Raw genomic sequence first — 19,617 nt, forward strand, 5'->3', positions numbered from 1 at the left:
AACTAACCAGATGCAATGGTATACATAAGTCGAAAAGAACATTTCAACGCTGCCCACCGGTTATTCAACCCAAACTGGTCTGAGGAGCGCAATAAAGAAGTATTTGGTCCCTGCGCCAATCATAACTGGCACGGCCATAACTTCGAACTGATCGTCACGGTAAAAGGCGAACCGGACCCCGATACGGGTTTTGTGATTGACCTGAAGGTGCTGGGTGACGTGATTAAACGGGAGATCATCGAGCAACTGGATCATAAAAACATTAATCTGGATGTACCGTTCATGCAGGGTAAAATGGCCAGTTGCGAGATTCTGGTGATAGAGATCTGGCGCCTGCTCGATCAGGCACTTTCTCCGCTGACAGAAGCACGGCTCCATCAGATTCGCCTGTACGAAACAGAGCGGAATTTTGTCGATTATTACGGAGAGTAAACGATAATTAAGAAGTAGAAAGTAAGAATGAAGCGTGGCTCCGCTAGCAGCATAGTGCGTGTGTAAGCTGCGTCACGCTTCATTCTTACTTTCTACTTCTTGACTCACCTATGACCTACTACCTCATTGCTGGTGAACGTTCGGGCGATCTGCACGGTGCCAACCTGATTCGGGCAATCCGGGAGCACGATACCGATGCGCAGGTGCGTGCCTGGGGTGGCGAGCAGATGGAGGATGCCGGCGCTACGCTGGTAAAACACTACCGCGATCTGGCGTTTATGGGCTTTTGGGAAGTAGCCAGGAATCTGGGCACCATCCGCCGGAACATGCACGACTGCCAGGCGGATGTATTGGCTCACCGGCCTGATGTGCTCGTGCTGATCGACTATGCCGGTTTCAATCTACGTATGGCCAAATGGGCCAGGAAGCAGGGCATTCGGGTATTCTATTATATCTCTCCTAAAGTGTGGGCCTGGAATCAGCGGCGGGCGCTGGCGATCAAAGCCAATGTAGACAGGCTTTTTGTTATTCTTCCGTTCGAAAAAACGTTTTTCAATCAGTACAATTACGAGGTCGAGTATGTTGGCAATCCGCTGCTCGATGCACTGGCCAATCACCAGCCTAATGAGGCGGCCGTTACCCAACTCAATCGGAGCGACAGGCCCTTGATTGCATTGCTACCGGGTAGCCGCCGACAGGAGATTACGGCCATATTGCCCGTTATGCTCCAAACGACCCGCCAATTCCCGAACTACCGGTTTGTGGTAGGAACCGTTAGTAACCTGCCTGATGAACTGTATGACGGGCTTCTGGCCAATTATGCATCTGTTGAACGCGTTGCCGACGCAGCCTACGATCTGTTGAACGCCGCAACGGCCGCCCTGGTAACATCGGGCACGGCAACTCTCGAAACAGCGCTGCTGAACGTACCGCAGGTTGTCTGCTACCGAACGTCGTGGCTGAGCTATGCCATTGCCAGCCGTGTCATTGCGGTACCTTACATTTCACTGGTAAATCTGATTGTCGACAACCCGCTAGTTACGGAGCTTATCCAGGACGATCTCACGCCTTCGCGTACGGCCGACGAATTAAGCGCTATACTTCCGGGCGGTGCTCGACGCGCTGAGGTGCTGGCCGGGTACGTTGATTTGCAGCAGCGAATGGGCGAACCGGGCGCATCAGAACGGACGGGAGCCGCGATGGTCAGCACGCTACGCCAAATGATGACCCGCTGATTATTTTTTAGGCAGGCAGTTCTCGTCTGACAAACTGCGCGGGCGAATTTCCCAGCTTACCTGGTTGTTCGACATTTTTTTCATTTCCATTCGTTTCAACTTGGAAATATCTTCCGAGTACGTCCCAAACAGCAATTCATGCTGCGTACGAATCAACTCGGCCCGCCGTACTGCCGACTTTCGCAGGCTATCGTCGTACACGGGATTACAATGAACGAAAGCCCATACGTACGGATTCAATTCGCCTGTCTTTTCGTAGGTTCTGGAATACTGCTGAAAACGCTTTAGTGACGTGGCGTATGATTCGTTCGGGTCGAGCTGCACCACACTTCCGTTGGCAGATGGCTCCGTATCAACGGCAAATAAGAGCAACAGCAGGATAACCACCACACCGCCAATCAGTAACGGCCGGTTCTTCGATTTCTTCGCCGCTTCATATACCTCTCCCACCCGCTTGTTGACCCGGTCGGAGTCAAAGCGGGTAGCCACTTTTTTCAGCCGACTCTTCGTCGATTCAATCAGGCTGGTAGCCGGTGCCAGTGCATTTTTAGGTGGTTCAGGTACGTTCGTAGTGGCTGGTTTTGTTACCAGGTGTTTACCGACTTCTGTGTGTACAGGTGTGAATGCCTCCGTATGTTGCTCACCGTCTGGTGCAGCGTGATCAGCAGCTTGATCAGGTACGTTGTTTGCTGCTGCTTTGGGTTCAGCCCAATCAGAGGCAGGCTCTGTAACAGCCGACATTGCTGACGCCGGGGTTGGGAGATCGTCGATTGCGGCGGTCGGCTCACTAATTGCCCGGTCGATTTCAGCTTCCGGTTGCTGCCCAGCGTCAATTGTTTCGTTAGCGCTAGCCTGCTCTTCGATCTCCATCGACGGATCGAACTCGGCAGTGAAATGCTGTGTAGCGCCAGGTACGTTGCCGAATGCTTCAGGGTACGTACCTGACGATATTGGGGCGCTGCCTAATCTGGCCGGCGAATCCGGTGTATCGGCAGGCGAATTTTCATCCACGGCTGAAGCCGATTTTCCCGGCAGAAATGGGTCAACAGACGAATCGAACAGCTCGGTTTGGGCTGTATACGGAACCGGCTTACTCTCGGGATTACTTTCCGGCTGTTCAGGTGTACCCGTAGGGTCTGGCAACGTAGCCGCCTCCGCTTCACGATCAGGTACGTTGTCGGCGGTGTTGGTCGGTGGCTCCTCAACAAGTTGGTTGATAGGCTGGATTAGCGCTGCCTGCATTCGGGCTTGTTGCAGCCTGGCGGTCAGCTCCGGAATGTCGGCTTTATCTACGACTGGATCCAGCGCCTCGATCACGGCCTCCCAGTTCTGACGGCGAAATGCCTGTTCGGCGTCATTGATACGCGGCTGTAATTCAAGCAAATCCAGTAATGCCCGCGCCGACTGCACCCGTTCATCGGGACTTACGATCAAACATTTGCGAATTAGTTGCTGATACGGTTGGGGCACTGTTCGCAGGTCATCCGGGAAACGTTCTTCAGTAGCCATTCGCCAGAACGCATAGGCCTCTTCACGCTGCGTTTCCGGAAATGACTTACGGGCAATCATGTGTTTACCCGTAATTAACTCGTACAGAATGATACCGAATGACCACAGATCAGCATTATAATCAATGTTTTCGGTTCGCAGTTGCTCAGGGGCCATGTAGGTTACAGTGCCGATACGCATGCTATTCTGCACAAAAGCCCGCGCTGCTTCGGGGTGGTCGGTCATCATTTTACTGATTCCGAAGTCAACGATCACCGGCCGGTAGGCAATACCTTCCGAGTCGCTATATCGGACCAGCAACACGTTTTCGGGCTTGATGTCGCGGTGTACAATACCGTGCGTATGCAGGTGCGAGAGGCCAAGCAGAAATTCAGAGACGAACCGCTGTTGTTGCAGATTCGACAACCCCGCCCACGATAGCGCCGTGTTGGTCAGGTTTCCGTCACGGTAATACCGCATGACCAGAAATTCGTAAGTACCAAACGGAGTTGCATAGCGGCCGTAGTAGAGGTAGCGCACCACAAACCGGTTAACGGGTACAGCCTGGGTATTGGCGTATTCTTTTTCGAGGGTCAGGGCATTGTCATCAACGCTGTATAACCGACGCTTGATAGCGACTTCTTCGTTGGTTTCCAGATCAACGCCCCGATAAATTTCTCCATGTCCGCCCCTGGCCAGAGGCATAGCATAGTCACAGGCAAACTGCCGGGTGAATTCGTCGTAGGTGAGAAATTGCTGTTTACGGTATTCCACGGTTATGACAAATCAACGACCAATGAATAGGCTACGAAAATAAACGCTGAATCCAGGTACGGTTTTCCTGCTGTCGCCAGCGTGCTTCTTCCTCATCATCCATCGTAAACTGAAACGAATCAGGTGCTACAGTCACAGCACTGGCAGTCGGTTCGGGCTCAGGCTCCTGAACCGGCGATTGCGCAAGGGTCAAATCTGGTGGCGATAGCTGCGCCTGAACCTGAGGCAATACAATCGGAACTACATCATCGGACAGGAGTGATGGCTCGATTGGTTCAGTCTCGGCGACCCGGATCAGGTATCCAGAATAATTATCACGCGATTGATCCGCACAGTTATCGAGCATTACTTCTACTTTCTGCTTGTCGGTGAGCGTGTGACTCAGCAACGTCTGGGTGAGCTCGTCATTGGTAATACTTTCCAGAACGCCGTCGGTACAGAGAAAGAAATAATCGTCGGGAGCTACATCCTGCGTTACATAAACGGTTGCCTGCGTGGGATTAGCGCTTCCCTGAATGGCCCGGGTTATAACGTTGCGGCGCGGGTGCGTGGCCACTTCGTCGGGCGATATCTGACCTGCCCGCACCAGCTCGTTCACCAGCGAATGGTCGTTAGTCTGGTGCAGAATTTGTCCATTACGAATATGATATACCCGGCTATCGCCAATGTGGGCAATGGTAACGCCACGGTCGTGCAGGCAAAGCAGCGTCAAGGTGGTTGACATGCCGGCCAGATTAGCGTCAGTCTCTTCGGCTATTGCCCGGTCGAATGCTTCTTCTACGGTGAGCAGGGCGGCACGTATAAACGTAGAATCTACGGCTTCCTGCTGGTGCATACGGGCATAGGCTACTATTGTTTCGCCCGCCAGCAAACTGGCCAGTTCGCCACGCTGTGCGCCTCCCACGCCATCGCAAACCACAAACAGGCGGTCGGCGGGTGTGGCCCGACCAACGGCAGGCACCACGTAGTCTTCGTTGTTATCTCGGCGTCCCTGCCTTGTGAACCCCACCGGGGGATATATGGATACCACTCGATTCATACGCTGAGTTTTTTCGCTGCGCTTCTGTTGCCTGTCGATATCGCTAGTCCGCTACTTGGCATTCAGGGCGAGCAGGGTCCGATCTATTTCGTCTAGTTTCTCTTCGGCCTGCTGTTTCAGGCGTTGATCAAATTTTCGATCCTGCGTGAGCTTCTCCAGGCTTTGTCGAGACTGGCTATAGAGTTGCCGCCGTTTCGTTACATCGTTGCCCATACTGAGCATATCAGCCTGCGATTTCTTGGCAATGGCAGCGTTATAGGCCAGTTGATCGTTCAACTCCTCGATCTTTATTTTCAGCGGGCCACAATCCGGCGTTGCAGCGCCACCGCCGCCCCGATTAGCTGCTACCGCCGCATTAGATGCAATAACCAGTTGGTCGTTCTGCGCCTTGAGCTGGTCTACTTTATCCTGCAATTCTTTCTTTTCTGCTTCGGCTTTGCCCAGGGCATCGGAGTCATCACGACGATCCAAAAGAGCGGCTCGTTTCGACAGGTAGTTGCGGCGTTCGATGCTAATGCGATAGAGGTACGAACAAGCATTATCGCGCATGGTGAGCCGAGCGCCGGTAAACCGATTGTTGCGTTGAAAAATATCGACCCGACTCTTGAACTCGCTGTTCTGTTTCTCTGCTTCCTGTAACCACACATTCCAGGTTTCGTTGGAGGCATTTTCGGCCGGACGCCGCGTATCGATGTCTTCCATCTTTTTCACGTACGACTGCAAGGCCGTCATTTCAGTAGCCAATGATTGCTGCTCGCTTACGGCTTTCTGGTTCAGACTGCTTCCGCCCGATTTTTTGGCCAACTGATACGTGATGCCCACTGGCACGGCTGTAATTAATAGATAGACCAACACAAAGTTGAACAGGGATGCACTACGCTCGGCCTTGTTGATAGGTTCCATAGTAATTAACTGATGATAAGATCGTTACAAACGAATTATTGAAAATTATAACCGCCCCCAAACGGATCGTTCACCCGATCGGCAGGTCGGTCGGCGCGGTGAGTTGACCGGCGTTGAGTATCGAAATCGTAATCCGTATTTTCCTGTCCAATGTATTCCAGTTCAGTCATCCGCTTGAAAATCACACGGATAGTGTCCCAACAACGGTCAATCAGGGGCAGATGCTGCTGGAGTTGCGTATGCCTGTACTGCCTGGCAATAACGCCGTTTATGGCCGACTCGACCGTAGCAGGTTCTACGTTTGTCCAACTCTGGAAGTAAGGCAATACCAGTTCGCGGCCCAGGGATGGTGAATTCTTGTCTTCTTCACACAGGCAATCAAGCGTTGTTTTCAGCAGCCGGGTGGCGCGGGTAACGTACCTGATGTAATGCATGGGAGACTGCTCGCGGCCGCCAAACTGCAGGTGGTTCAACGGATCATCGAGGCTTTCGGCTACGCTTTCAGCCAGAATACGTATTTGTTCAGCCAGGGGGCCGGCCCGAAAAGCCTGTTCTGTCCGGCGCTTCCTGACTACTTTCGCCACAATCTGATAGGCATCGCGCTGGATCTCAGATAGCGTTTTGTTTAGTTTTTCGGCCCAGGCCAATAGGCCTGTGTGTGCGCTAATGGCCGCACAAGAAGGTATGAATGATTCATCATTGCTCAGAATACCATATTTGGCCATCAACTGACCAACTACTATATGATATGCTTCGAACGAGGCTGATGGATAAGCCGGTGTAGGTGTAGCCTGCCCATTTTGCCCATTTAGTGGTGAGTCGGCACTGCGGTCTACACCAGGCTGATGACTCGGTAAGATAGCCAACGTGTAGGTCGGAATGGTGAACGGTGGCCTGGGAAATGGTTCGTTATTGGCTGGCACCCCCTCCGGCTGACGCGTATACAGATCGACCGACAGGACAATGAGAAATTGAAGCTCATCGGCCATCGGCATGTTGTACTTGTCGAGAATGGCCTGCAAGCTTGTCGCCAGTTCAAGTGGCTGATTGACTACCTCGATCCGGCAGCCAGCTCCAGTAACGGCCCGGCAGTTACTGAGTTGAATGCGTACATTCTGGTTTCGGTCAGTAATCACCTGAACACTAAAAGCCGGTGCATCAGACGCCAGCAATCCGTAGTTATAATTTGTCAGCCCAAGGGCACTGCTATCACGCAGATGGTCACTGACAAAGTGTTCGAAATCAGTGAAGTGCTTGCGGGCGATCTTCATCCCATCTACCCAATTCACCGGGTAGTGTTCCAGTTTAGGCAGCATGGGCTGTCGTCGAGTAGGTTATGGACAGGAAAACGCAATTTACTCTATATAGATACTACATAGAATGCGTAATATATGCCTACTCAACGAAGTTAGCCTATAAAACAGATGCAGAATGGTCGGAAATTTACTTTACTGCCGAAACAGATACCGGGTTAGGGATTTCGCCGGTTTTTTCCCAGTTGCGTAACCAGGTTTTGTGGGGTTCGGCCAGGCTGGCGAAGAATTCGTAGAAGGGGAGCATATCTCGCTGATAGTCACCAGTTACGTACAGAGGCTTGCTTAGCACAATTGTTTTGCGAGTCCAGTCGAAGCCAACCAAAATCATGGGTACGTTGGCTTTCTGAGCCATGTAATAGAATCCGGTCTTCAGCTTGCTCACGTCACTTCGGGTCCCTTCGGGCGTGATGCAGATATGAAGCACTTTATGGCGGTTGAAAGTATCGGCCACGGCGTCGACCAGGTTATTCGCTTTATCCCGATACACCGGGGTGCCACCCAGCGCACGAAAAAACCAGCCGCCATACCACGTAAACAGTGAGCTCTTGGCCAGAAAACCCACGTATGAACCTACTTCGTGGCGAATCCAAAGGCCGATAGGGAAATCCCAGTTGGTGCTATGTGGAGCCACCACCCAAAGCGCTTTAGGAACCGTTGGATGTGGGCCGACGATTTTCCAGCCTAAACGATGGTAAATCCAGGTGAGAATCGCACCAAGCATAACTGAGGGAAGGGTTAACGGGGGTTCAAAAAGAAAATGTCTAAAGATCAACCGCCAGACTAAACCAGCTGTTGGACTTTAGACATTAAACCGTTGAACAATACTAATAATTCCGCTCTTTACTTACCAGCCAGCGACCGGTGATAAACGAAGCAATAAGTAGTACGGCGTAAAAAATCAGGGTGCCAATGGTCGAAATCGTGTCGTGTGTCATGATTGTCAAAACGTAATTAAGGGCCAGAAAATCTGGCGCAACTGATTATGCTACTGAGTTGGTGCAAAGATAAAAAGAAAACGGCCCCTATTCAGAGGCCGTTTCAGGTTAATTACCAACGATTGCCAGGTGCTTTTGCAGCAGGTCCTCGTATTTCTTGGCCAACTGCGGCTGCTTCGCTTCCTTGTAGGCCTCAGACAGCATTTGCAATCCGTACAGATCAGCATTGGTTTCGCCCGCCGTTCGGCCTGTTTTTTCGTAGTAAGTCAGGTTCTGATCGGCCCGACGGCTCATTGTGTCGGCGATGTCAGTAGCCTGTTTGGTATCACCGATTTCGAGCAGGAGCCGCACGTAACTCGCAGATACCTGATCATAGGGAATACTCTTATCGGGAAGTACGTTCAGGCTGCGTTCCAATACCAGTTTAGCCTGGTCTTTCCTGCCTTCCCGGAGAAGCTGATCGGCCAATCGGAAGAAGGCAATCCGGGCCGACACTACAGGCGATCCCTTAAAGGTTTCGTCGTAATACGTATTCGGGTTGTTCATCTCGCGCCAGGCCATCCGGGTCATCATGTTCTTGTACATGACGTCGCTATTAACGTACCCATCCTGCACACCCGGAATAGCCACCGGCATCAGACGGTAGGCATATCCTTCCAGTTGCATATGATCGCGCAGGTTCAGGTAGCTTTCGCCGCCCAGCGTAGCCGAGAAATAAATCGGGCGCTGCCAGTTGTTGGCGGCAATCATATCCAGAATAATCAGGTCAGGCTTGTACAGATTGCGTTCACCGATTGTCCACTGGAGGGTGTCTTTCAGATAAGGGCGCAGCTCGGCCGGAACGAAGCCCGCTTTGTCAACTGCCGCTTTGTCGATTGGCAGGAACAGCGTTGACGAAGGCAGCGTATTAGCCATTTCGCCGGTTGTCAGCGGCACCTGAATAGCCGGGCTGTTCTGCTTGATCAGGCTAATGTACTGGCGCAGATCGATCCCGCTCTTCACCGACGGATTGGCGTAATAGAGCACGATGTCGTTCTTACCTTTATTGAATTGCTCCATATCGAGCGAGATAGGCAGGGCCTTCGACTCATACGTATCCCGCTTCATCTGCTGAATGTACCACTCTGTACCCAAAAGACTCAGGTTACACACCCGTACATCGCGGCGGATACCCTCTACTTCCTGAGCATACCAGAGCGGGAACGTATCGTTATCACCGCCCGTAAACAGAATGGCATTCTGTGCGCAGGAGTTTAGCAGGTTTTTAGCGAAATCAACCGAGTGGTAACGGTTCGAACGGTCGTGGTTATCCCAGCTTTTCATGCCCATCATCACAGGCACCAGCAGGAATACGGCAGGCACCAGCGCATTCCGGAGGGTGGCGTTCTTGATGAACGTGTTTAGTCCTTCTGCGATCGATGTAACACCCAGACCTACCCAAATGGCGAAGAAGTAGAACGAACCAACGTAGATATAATCACGCTCACGAGGTTCAGACGGTGGTGAGTTCAGGAAAACCTGTAGCGCAATACCCGTGAACAGGAACAGCAGCATCACCACCAGGAAATCGCCCCGCCGCCGGAATGCCTGATAAACGATACCCAGCAGCGCCAGCACTAAGGGCAACATGTAGAAATTGTCGCGGCCTTTGTTATTCTGCAACACTTCGGGCAGATCTTTATTGCTGGAGAAAGGCGTTAGGTAACCAGCGCCCTCAATGTCACTTTCCCGTCCGGCAAAATTCCACATCAGGTATCGTGCCCACATATGGCCCAGTTGATAGGTGATAAAGAAATTGATGTTATCACCAAAAGTCGGTTTCTGTCCCTCGGCCAGATTCAGCCAGCGACGGTACAGTTGCGGGTGATTCTGCTGATTGCTCCACACCCGTGGAAACAGCATCTGATCCCCTTTTTCGTAGGTGTATACCGGCTTGTAATCAAAGATCTCATAGCCGGTTTTGTTCTTCATGTATACCGGCTCAAGCTTACTCTTATCGCTTTCCTGGCCGGTAGGTTCGGCCGTAAAAATGGGGCCGTAAGTCAGCGAGCGGCTACCGTACTGCTCCCGCTTCAGGTACGAGATGAAGTTCAGTGCATCACTCGGATCATTTTCGTTGATCGGCGTATTGTAGTTCGATCGCACCAGTACCTGAATGAACGACGCATAACCGATCAGCACGAATGCGAAGGCCAGTAGACCCGTGTGCAGGGCCACGTTCCGCTTCCGGCCCGACCAGATGATCAGGTAAATCAGCGCGCTGAAGAAAATGATAACGAACGTGATAACGCCTACATTGAAGGGCAGGCCCAATGTGTTCACGGCAAACCGTTCAACCGCGAAAGCCGAACTTGGTAGACCAGGAATAACACCCGCATTGATAACCCCCAGGAAGGCCATGCCAATACAAAACGACAGAATAACGCCCCAGGTAGTTGGCTGGGTGTATTTGGTGGCCGGTAATGTACGCATCACCATAATGAACGCCCCAACCAGCACTGCCATGTAGATACTCCGCCAGATCACGCTTTCCAGCAGCACGAGCCCCAGCATTAGCATCACACCCAACAACAGGGTTGCAATCATATCGCGGGGCGACAGTCGATTGTAATGTTTGTAATAGAACAACAATGCCAGCGCTGGCAGGGTAACCAGATTCAATAAGTGAACGCCGATGGAGAGGCCGGTCAGATACGCGATCAGCAGCACCCAGCGGTTTGCCGTAGCTTCATCTTCGATCCGCTCCCAACGCAGTGCTGCCCATACAACGATGGCTGTGAAGAACGACGATAGGCCATACACCTCGGCTTCAACAGCCGAAAACCAGAAGGTATCCGAGAACGTGTAAACAAGAGCAGCAACTGCACCTGACCCAACGACCAGCAGCGTGTCGGCCGTGGTATACTCAGACTCTGCTTTTGAAAGGGTCTTTTGCACCAGCATGGTCGTAGTCCAGAACAGGAACAGGATGGTGGCTGCACTCGACAGCACCGATACCATGTTGATCCAATAGGCCACTTTGGTAACGTCGCCCCCCGCCAAAAAGGAGAACAGACGCCCCAGCAGGAGGAAGAAGGGTGCGCCTGGTGGGTGAGGTACCTGGAGTTTATAGGCACAGGCAATGAACTCGCCACAGTCCCAGAAGCTGGCGGTGCGTTCAACGGTTAAGGCATACGTAAGTAATGCCACCGCGAAAATGACCCAGCCAGTCAGGTTATTCAGGCGTTTGTAGGAAAGCATGTTTGTATAGGGATTGAACGTAATGATTGCCCAAAAATAGCGAAATAAGGGCCAACGGGGGTGTTAATTATTCCTAAACAAAGCAGTTTACCGTCTTCCGTCGCCTGTCTTCTGCTGCGCCGCTTGGGTACGTTGCCGATGAACAGCAGCGCAACAGAAGACAGACGACGGAAGACAGTAAACTGCTTTTAGGGGCTTGCCAGTTGCATAAGAATGCCGCAGACGTAGCCCATGTACGTACCTACAGCGTATCCCAGAATGGCCATCAATACCCCTACAGGGGCCAATGATGGATGAAATGCCGCCGCCACGATAGGTGCCGTTGCCGGGCCACCGATGCAGGCCTGACTGCCTACGGCCAGTAAGAAATAAGGCGCTCGGATCAGCCGGCTGAACCCGATCATCAACAGCACATGAAAGGCCATCCAGACAAGCCCGACAATGATCAACCCCGGCTGGTCGGCTATGGCGAGTACGTTCATTTTCAGGCCAATGGTGGCAATCATGATATAAAGCAACACACTAGCCAGTTTTGACGCCCCCGCCCCTTCCAGATTCCGTAAACGGGTGAATGAAGCCGCTACACCCAGAGCGGTTGCCAGCCCAACCAGCCAGAAAAACGACGTACCCAGGCTAAACCGATTCAGTATCGGTGAGTGCAGGTTGATATACAAAGCCAGTGGGTCAGCAATGGCCGTAGCCAAGGCCGTACAACCAAATCCCACCGCCAGTATCTGCACCAGTTCGGCTGTAGTCGGGTTTCTGAGACTCATCTCGGCCTGCTGCTGCACCTGTTGACGTACCTGATCAACGGCCGACGCATCCGCACGGAGCCACCGATCAATGCGCGGTGCTCGGGCAGCACCGTATAACAACGTACCCAGCCAAAGATTGGCTACAAACACATCGACCGCGACGATGGCAGAGAATAAAGCGTCGCCCGGCTTAAACACTTCTTTCAACGCCGTCTGGTTGGCACCACCGCCAATCCAGGTACCGGCAAGCGTAGCCAGGCCCCGCCAAACAGCATCAGGGCCCACCCCACCAACAAGCGACGGAGCTACATACGCCAGCAACCACACTGCCAGCGGACCACCCAGCATAATACTGACAGCCGACGCTCCGAACATCAATACGGCTTTCCTTCCTAACCGACGAAACGCCCGCACGTCGACGCCAAGCGTAAACAAGACGAGGCTACAGGGCAGCAACATCCGGGTGACAACGGAGTACAGTGCATCTACTGATTCCGGCCTGGTCAAACCAGCCGTATTGAGTAACGAAGGCAAAAAATAACAGAGAAGGGTTGTCGGGACGATGCCGTAGAATCGTTGCCAGACAGGCCGGGAACTTGCGGCCGAAGTGAGTACGCCCGCAATGATGAGCAGCAGAACGCCAAAGAGAACTGGGGCAGTCATAAAAAGAGGTTGACACTCGATGGAAGCGCATTGCAGACATTGGCTACCCGATCGCCGACAACGCATCTGTCAGCAATACTAAGAACGACCTCCGACTATTGACGTTCGACTGCCCCAAAATAAACAACGCCGGCCTCAATTTGAGCCGGCGTGTCGTAATTACACTTCATCAACAAACTAAAAACCAAAAAGCTGTAGGAGGGGGACTCGAACCACCCACGGTGCGGTTAGCTACAGTACAACATCTGGTGGTCAACCCCAGTCGCTCCGAAGAAACGAATTCCGCAAAGCGGCATTATGCTGCGTTTATCCCTTATCACCACCCCCGAGACAGGAGGGCACGTCTGCCAATTTCGACACCCTACAATGAAAAAAAAACGTTGTCCTGTTTACGTATCCGGGCGTCTCAACTCCCTGATTAACTTGACAATGCAAAGATAATAGACACGCACATTTCATTGCAAGTATTTTATTAAAATAACTCAAAATTTACGGTTTAGATAAAAAAAATCTATTTTTGTTGTCAATTCATCAAAACCAATATGGAAAAACCGGCCAAAAATTTAGAAATTGATAACGTCGATCTGAAAATCCTTAATCTGTTAATGCAGGATGCCACCATGGCCTATACCGAGATTGGCAAACGGATCTTTGTTTCAGGCGGCACCGTACACGTTCGTATGAAGAAAATGGAAGACATGGGTATTGTGCGCGGCTCGCAGCTCATCATCGACCACACCAAACTTGGCTGGGACATCAGCGCCTTTCTGGGCATTTACCTCGACAAAAGCTCCCTATACGAAGATGTAGCTCAGCAGCTCATGAAAATACCCGAGGTTGTGAATATTCACTATACCACGGGTATCTATAGTATTTTCGCTAAAATCGTTTGCCGGGATACGCTCCACCTTCGTCAGGTACTTCACGACAAAATTCAGAAGGTTGGTGGCATTCAGCGCACCGAAACCTTTATTTCACTGGAAGAAAGTGTCAATAGACCGGTTCCTTTCACGGAGTTGACCGTACTGAATCAGGATTCTTTATAAATTTTGTAAGCGGTTTTTTCAACCAGCCCTTTCGGTAGCAACCAGGCTGCGAAAGCGCCGAGTTTATTGATACCACCAGTAATCACCTCTGCTTTGCCGGCCAGCATGGCGGCTACTGCTTGTTGAGCCACATCGTCGGGCGTCATGGTGATCTTCTTGGCAGCGTCCCGCGCTTTCTGGTTAATCTGTGCCCGGTCGTTAAATCCGGTATCGGTAGCACCGGGACTAATGCAGGTCACACTCACCGACGTACCTGCCAGTTCGTGATGCAAGCCACGACTAAAATTCAGCACGAACACTTTCGTTGCCGCATACAGGCTCATGCCGGGCAACGCCTGATACGCCGTTGAACTGGCTATGTTCAGAATATAGCCACGGGATTGTCGACGTAGTTCCGGCAAAAACAGCTGGGTTAGCTGCACCAGCGAGGTCATATTCACCTGCATCATTGCCAGGTTGTCAGTCAGCGAATACTGTTCAAACTGACCACTCAATCCATAACCTGCGTTATTGACCAGCACCGACACATCGTACTTATTCGTCTTACACCAATTTATTACCTGTTGCGGGGCCACGGCATCTGACAAGTCAACGGCCAGTGAATCGACCTTTACGTTATGATCGGCGGCCAGTTGCTGCGCCAATTTCTGGAGTTGATCGCCTGAACGGGCTACAAGCAACAGGTTATACTTACGGCGGGCCAGTTCGGCGGCGATGGCCAAACCGATACCCCGGCTGGCTCCGGTGATGAGTGCGTAGGACATAAAAAAAGTTTGACTTTTCATGACAAACACTCGAAAGGATTTGTCATGAAAAGTCAAACGTAATGGGTAGGAACCTATTAAATGTTCACCTTCTGAATGAAGCGGTGGTAGAATGGCGTTTTGCTGAACTCGTTTTTCGGCTTGTATTTACCCGTAACCACAGGTACGTACATCACCCGGCGGCGGCTAGCCTCACCCATCAGCGGCGACTGCTGCACACGGTGCCAGATACGGCCATCGTGTACGGTCAGGTCACCAGCCTGAATGTCCAGACCTACTTCGCGAGGGTCGGGATTATTGTCGACAAAGTATTTCTTGCCAAACAGCATCCGGAACGTGCTCTGCTTATGCGTTCCAGGTAAAACCCGAAGACCACCATTTTCCATTGGGCAATCATCGAGGTGGATACCTACGTTGAGCATCGGCATAATGCGCTGACCCAGAAAAATATCGCGGGGGCTGTCTGTGTGCCAACCCATTTGCGAATACTGGCTGCTTGGTGTCCGAACGTAGTTGTTCAGTACCAGGCCGTCTTTTTCGTTTTCACCCATCCGGCCTTCATAAGGCTGGAGCAGGTCAACAACGGTTTGTAAGCGCGGATCCTGCAAAAACTCGTGCAACACCTGGCTGGCGTGCGACAGGAAACACGACCGTTGGATGACTTTGTTACCGGCTTCGTCACGCCCGAATTTGAGGGGAACGCCGTTGATTTTATCCCGACCATCGGCGAGCCATTCCTGCTCAATACGGGCCAGTTCACTTAAAAATAGCTTTACAGTATCACGGTTCAGGAAATTCGGAAAGATGATTATTCCGTGCTTGTCAAAAAAATTCTTCTGTTCAGCGGTGAGGGTCTCGCCCAGTTCAAACTTAGGGCATTGCAGTTTTCTCATATTGGCGACAGTTGTAACTGTGTACGATCAAGGAAGCTACGAGCTAATTTTTGGGGTCTAAATTAAGTACAGGATGCCAGTCTAACCAAACACTTTTATGATGAATGTTCGGATTTAAGGATTAAATACGCTTCAGACTGGCTGGAGTGTAATTCAATGCACAAAGTTTATACAGAAAATCGGCGCTACGGCTTTAAATCTGATTAAATCAAAATTACGGTCTGCAAAAATAGTACTTTTTCCAGTTTTCCGTACTCTCTAAACTCACTTCGCCACGTATTGATTCATCTGGTCGAGTGTAAATGCATTAAATGTCATTGAGCGGGTTAACCCGCCCTTGCGGGCAGCATATACGCCATACTGCATGTCGTGTAATCCGCGCATTTCATGAGCATCCGGATTAATACTCAACAATACGCCACGATTCATGGCGTAATCGATCCAGCGCCAGTCGAGATCAAGCCGGTAAGGACTGGCATTGATTTCAATGACAACCCGGTTAGCAGCGCAGGCATCGATAATAGCCCTGAAATCGAGTGGATACCCTTCACGGGCCAGCAGCAGCCGACCGGTTGGATGCCCCAGAATGGTGGTATACGGATTTTCGATGGCCCGCAACAGCCGGGCAGTAGCTTTCTCCTGGGTCATATTCAGGGTCTGGTGCACAGAAGCCACTACATAATCGAACGTGGCTAATACTTCATCGGTATAATCCAGCGAACCGTCGCCAAGTATATCAGATTCAATCCCTTTCAGAATGCGAAATTCCAGGCCAGCAGCTTTATAGTCAGCGTTGATCGCATCGATTTCCAGTTGCTGGGCAGCAACCCGCTCAGGCGTGAGGCCACCGGCATAGCTGGCTGTCTGGGAATGGTCGGCAATACCGAAGTACTGCAGGCCAAGCTCGCGGGCATAGTCGGCCATCTGCCGGAGGGTATGCTTTCCATCTGACCAGGTGCTATGGTTATGCAATGTACCCCGTAAATCATCCCAAGTGATCAGTTCATCAGGCTGATGACGTTGCGACCACCTAAACGCCTGCTCATTCTCACGCATTTCAGGAACCACAAAAGGCAACCCCGCCTGCGCATAGATCGTTTCTTCCGTTGATCCGGCCGAGGCGTTCGTAGCGCTTTGCAGCAACGTTTTACCTGTTGGACCAGTTTCGGCCAGATGTACTCCAGAAGCAGATCGAATGAACAACTGCTGATCAAACTGCGCTGCCGGGTACGTTATAATAGCGACCCGGACGTCGGTTCCTTCTGCCCGTCCGCGCCATGTGAAGGGCGACGAAGCAGGCACGTCCTGAGTCAATCCGGGCTTAGCATTCAGGTACATCTGAACGGCGAGCGGGTCATCTGATTCAACCAGTAACTCCACGGTATCTACTTCGATTGACCGCCGACGTACCTGACCGCTCACTTCTACCCTACCCAACTCGGCCAGTTCATCGCGAAGCTGAATGGCTAACCGATCGGCTTTATCCATTCGGACTTTCCCCGACTGACTTTCGAGGAAATCGAGGTTATCGAGAATGTTTTGCTGAATTTTTTCACCAAACCCTTTAATGGCGGCCACGCGTCCGGTTTCACTGGCCTGCCGAAGATCACGCAGCGTTTCGATGCCCAATTCATGCCAGAGCGTCTTTACTTTCTTCACACCCAAGCCTTTAATCCTGAACATATCGAGCACACCGGGCGGCGTTTGTGCCAGCAGTTCATCCAATTCAGCCAGATGACCGGTCTCTACAAATTCACGGATTTTGGTAGCGACCGTTTTACCAATGCCCGGCAGCTTGATCAGATCAGCCACCGATTGCCCGGTGAGATCCTCAGTTACTTTTTCGAGGGAAAAGGCAGCCCCGGAAAACGCCTTCGTCCGAAATGGATCTCCGTTATGAAGTTCCATTAGACGGGCTGTGAGTTCGAGGCTGTCGATTATATCAGAATTCGTCATGCAAAGAAAAATATGGGTACGCAAAATACGGCATTCCTGCTACTTCACTTGCATACGACTGTAGAACAGCTCAGGCAACCCAGGCAGTATCACTGGCGAAATAGGCTCCATCCCTGGAATACGCCCTATATCTCCGAACGCCTTTCGTAAGCACCTCACCAATTCCAGCCTGAAACGCCGGCAATTCACTGGCGCTTTGTGATGAGGTAAGTCAAATACTAAAAAAAATTTAGCGAAGCAGTCAGGTGAGTATGGTGCTGTCACTGTCAGATGATTGAGTCGGGGATTTGTGGGATAAATGGTAGCCGTTGACAAAGCCTAACCGATTATTTCCGACGATGCTTTCCTTTTTCCTCCCTGCTTAGTAGTATCTTTATACCCCGTAACGCTTCAACCTGATTATTCTCATGGCGGCAACGGGCACCAACTCTACGCGAACTTCCGCGAAATACATATTTGTTACCGGCGGGGTAACATCATCTTTAGGAAAAGGCATCATTGCCTCTTCTCTGGCCAAACTGCTTCAATCACGCGGTCTGTCGGTCACCATCCAAAAGTTCGATCCATACCTCAACATCGACCCCGGTACGCTTAATCCGTATGAACACGGCGAATGCTACGTAACCGATGATGGCGCTGAAACAGACCTCGATCTGGGTCATTACGAACGGTTTCTGAACACACCCACATCGCAGGCCAACAACATCACCACTGGGCGCATCTACAACAACGTAATCACCCGCGAACGCAAAGGTGATTTCCTTGGAAAAACCGTGCAGGTGGTACCGCACATTACTGATGAGATCAAGCGTAATCTGCGTTTACTGGGCGACTCCGGAGAATTTGATATCGTGATCACCGAAATTGGCGGGTGCGTGGGCGACATTGAGTCGCTGCCCTTCATCGAGGCAGTTCGCCAGTTTAAGTTTGAACTGAATGAACACGATACGCTGATCATTCACCTCACGCTGGTACCCTACCTCCAATCGGCGGGTGAACTGAAGACAAAACCAACGCAGCACTCCGTAAAAATGCTTCAGGAGTCGGGTGTTCAGGCAGATATCCTCGTTTGCCGAACCGAACATCCCCTTCCAATGGACATCCGGCGGAAAATTGCGCTGTTCTGTAACGTACAGGTGAACTCGGTAATTGAGGCAATGGACGCCGAGACGATCTACGACGTACCCCTGCTAATGAAAAAGGAACGGCTCGATCAGCGCGCACTGTACATGCTTGACCTGTATAATGACCAGGACGCCGACCTTGAGGCCTGGAAAGGATTCCTGAACGGCCTCAAGAACCCGACCCACGAGGTACGTATTGGTCTGGTGGGTAAATACGTAGAACTGCACGACGCCTACAAGTCAATTGCCGAATCGTTCATTCATGCCGGATCGAAGAATGAGTGCAAAGTGCATATCGACTGGATTCAGTCAGAAAATCTGGCTGATGAAGCGGCTGTAGAAGATCGCCTGCGCGATCTAGATGGTATTCTGGTGGCGCCGGGCTTTGGCGAACGGGGTATCGAAGGCAAGATCAACGCGATTAAGTATGCCCGTGAAAACGGCGTTCCTTTCTTCGGCATCTGCTTAGGCATGCAATGCGCCGTGATCGAATACGCCCGCAACGTACTGGGCCTGGCCGATGCGCACTCGTATGAGATGAACCCCGAAACGCCACACCCGGTCATCAACATGATGGAAGACCAGAAAAAAGTGGTCAATATGGGCGGCACTATGCGGTTGGGAGCGTACGCCTGCAAGATTAAAAAAGATTCGCTGGCCTATCAGGCATACGGTAAAACGCTTATCAGCGAACGGCACCGGCACCGCTATGAATTCAACAGCGCCTATGCCGATCAGTTTGAAAAAGGCGGAATGCGCGCTGTGGGTACAAACCCCGAAACAGGCCTGATCGAGATTGTTGAACTCCCCAAACACCCCTGGTTTGTTGGTGTTCAGTTCCACCCTGAACTGAAAAGTACGGTTATGGCTCCTCAGCCCCTGTTTGTGCAATTTGTAAAAGCCGCCATGGCCTTCTCGGATCACCGGCAGGCATATGCTACGCCCGCGACCTCCGAAACCCTTGTTGGTTAACCGGACGTATTGGCGTAATTTTGCACTCGGAAATATGGTTTGCTGTTTTCTGTCTGCTGTCTCCTGCTGCGGGTGCCTGTTG

Annotated in this window: 14 protein-coding genes; 4 read left to right on the top strand and 10 right to left on the bottom strand. The window is 51.6% G+C overall.

The window, feature by feature from the left end; all coding sequences use genetic code 11:
* Nucleotides 1-15: 15 nt before the first annotated feature.
* Both J2I46_RS19320 and lpxB read left to right on the top strand, forming a co-directional pair.
* Nucleotides 16-432, top strand: a complete 417-nt coding sequence (locus J2I46_RS19320; protein WP_207330698.1) for a 6-pyruvoyl trahydropterin synthase family protein — start codon at nucleotides 16-18, stop codon at nucleotides 430-432.
* A gap of 110 nt (nucleotides 433-542) precedes the next feature.
* Nucleotides 543-1,667 carry a lipid-A-disaccharide synthase gene (gene lpxB / locus J2I46_RS19325; RefSeq protein ID WP_207330699.1) on the top strand — a complete coding sequence of 375 codons (1,125 nt, stop codon included), beginning with the start codon at nucleotides 543-545 and terminating at the stop codon, nucleotides 1,665-1,667.
* On the opposite strand, the gene J2I46_RS19330 is transcribed toward lpxB, so the two are convergent.
* The 7 genes from J2I46_RS19330 to J2I46_RS19360 all read right to left on the bottom strand — a co-directional run bounded on the left by J2I46_RS19330 (nucleotide 1,668) and on the right by J2I46_RS19360 (nucleotide 12,780).
* Nucleotides 1,668-3,929 (bottom strand): protein kinase domain-containing protein, encoded by a 2,262-nt coding sequence (locus J2I46_RS19330; protein WP_207330700.1) that lies wholly within the window; start codon nucleotides 3,927-3,929, stop codon nucleotides 1,668-1,670.
* A gap of 31 nt (nucleotides 3,930-3,960) precedes the next feature.
* On the bottom strand, nucleotides 3,961-4,968 hold the full coding sequence (locus J2I46_RS19335) for a PP2C family protein-serine/threonine phosphatase (protein ID WP_207330701.1): 1,008 nt from the start codon (nucleotides 4,966-4,968) through the stop codon (nucleotides 3,961-3,963).
* Between the two features lie 51 nt (nucleotides 4,969-5,019).
* Nucleotides 5,020-5,871, bottom strand: coding sequence for a hypothetical protein (locus J2I46_RS19340; protein ID WP_207330702.1), 852 nt, complete (start codon nucleotides 5,869-5,871; stop codon nucleotides 5,020-5,022).
* Between the two features lie 35 nt (nucleotides 5,872-5,906).
* The gene (locus tag J2I46_RS19345) at nucleotides 5,907-7,187 is read right to left on the bottom strand and encodes a hypothetical protein (RefSeq protein ID WP_207330703.1); all 1,281 of its coding nucleotides are present in this window, start codon (nucleotides 7,185-7,187) and stop codon (nucleotides 5,907-5,909) included.
* Between the two features lie 127 nt (nucleotides 7,188-7,314).
* Nucleotides 7,315-7,908 carry a 1-acyl-sn-glycerol-3-phosphate acyltransferase gene (locus J2I46_RS19350; protein ID WP_207330704.1) on the bottom strand — a complete coding sequence of 198 codons (594 nt, stop codon included), beginning with the start codon at nucleotides 7,906-7,908 and terminating at the stop codon, nucleotides 7,315-7,317.
* Nucleotides 7,909-8,230: 322 nt separating this feature from the next.
* The gene (locus tag J2I46_RS19355) at nucleotides 8,231-11,362 is read right to left on the bottom strand and encodes a glycosyltransferase family 117 protein (protein WP_207330705.1); all 3,132 of its coding nucleotides are present in this window, start codon (nucleotides 11,360-11,362) and stop codon (nucleotides 8,231-8,233) included.
* Nucleotides 11,363-11,550: 188 nt separating this feature from the next.
* Nucleotides 11,551-12,780 (bottom strand): DUF819 family protein, encoded by a 1,230-nt coding sequence (locus J2I46_RS19360; protein WP_207330706.1) that lies wholly within the window; start codon nucleotides 12,778-12,780, stop codon nucleotides 11,551-11,553.
* A gap of 542 nt (nucleotides 12,781-13,322) precedes the next feature.
* Between J2I46_RS19360 and J2I46_RS19365 the strand changes: the two genes are divergently transcribed.
* Nucleotides 13,323-13,826, top strand: a complete 504-nt coding sequence (locus J2I46_RS19365) for an Lrp/AsnC ligand binding domain-containing protein (protein WP_207330707.1) — start codon at nucleotides 13,323-13,325, stop codon at nucleotides 13,824-13,826.
* Here the strand turns inward: J2I46_RS19365 and J2I46_RS19370 are convergent.
* From J2I46_RS19370 to J2I46_RS19380, 3 genes are all read right to left on the bottom strand, one after another.
* Nucleotides 13,811-14,590, bottom strand: a complete 780-nt coding sequence (locus J2I46_RS19370; RefSeq protein ID WP_207330708.1) for an SDR family NAD(P)-dependent oxidoreductase — start codon at nucleotides 14,588-14,590, stop codon at nucleotides 13,811-13,813. The two genes, J2I46_RS19365 and J2I46_RS19370, sit on opposite strands and share 16 nt — an antisense overlap.
* A 77-nt stretch (nucleotides 14,591-14,667) precedes the next feature.
* Nucleotides 14,668-15,483 (bottom strand): phytanoyl-CoA dioxygenase family protein, encoded by an 816-nt coding sequence (locus tag J2I46_RS19375; RefSeq protein ID WP_207330709.1) that lies wholly within the window; start codon nucleotides 15,481-15,483, stop codon nucleotides 14,668-14,670.
* A gap of 264 nt (nucleotides 15,484-15,747) precedes the next feature.
* The gene (locus tag J2I46_RS19380) at nucleotides 15,748-17,439 is read right to left on the bottom strand and encodes a helix-hairpin-helix domain-containing protein (RefSeq protein WP_207330710.1); all 1,692 of its coding nucleotides are present in this window, start codon (nucleotides 17,437-17,439) and stop codon (nucleotides 15,748-15,750) included.
* A gap of 407 nt (nucleotides 17,440-17,846) precedes the next feature.
* On the opposite strand from J2I46_RS19380, the gene pyrG reads away from it, so the two are divergent.
* Nucleotides 17,847-19,535, top strand: coding sequence for a CTP synthase (pyrG, locus tag J2I46_RS19385; RefSeq protein ID WP_207330711.1), 1,689 nt, complete (start codon nucleotides 17,847-17,849; stop codon nucleotides 19,533-19,535).
* The last annotated feature ends 82 nt before the right edge of the window (nucleotides 19,536-19,617 follow it).

Source organism: Fibrella forsythiae (assembly GCF_017353175.1).
GTDB lineage: Bacteria > Bacteroidota > Bacteroidia > Cytophagales > Spirosomataceae > Fibrella > Fibrella forsythiae.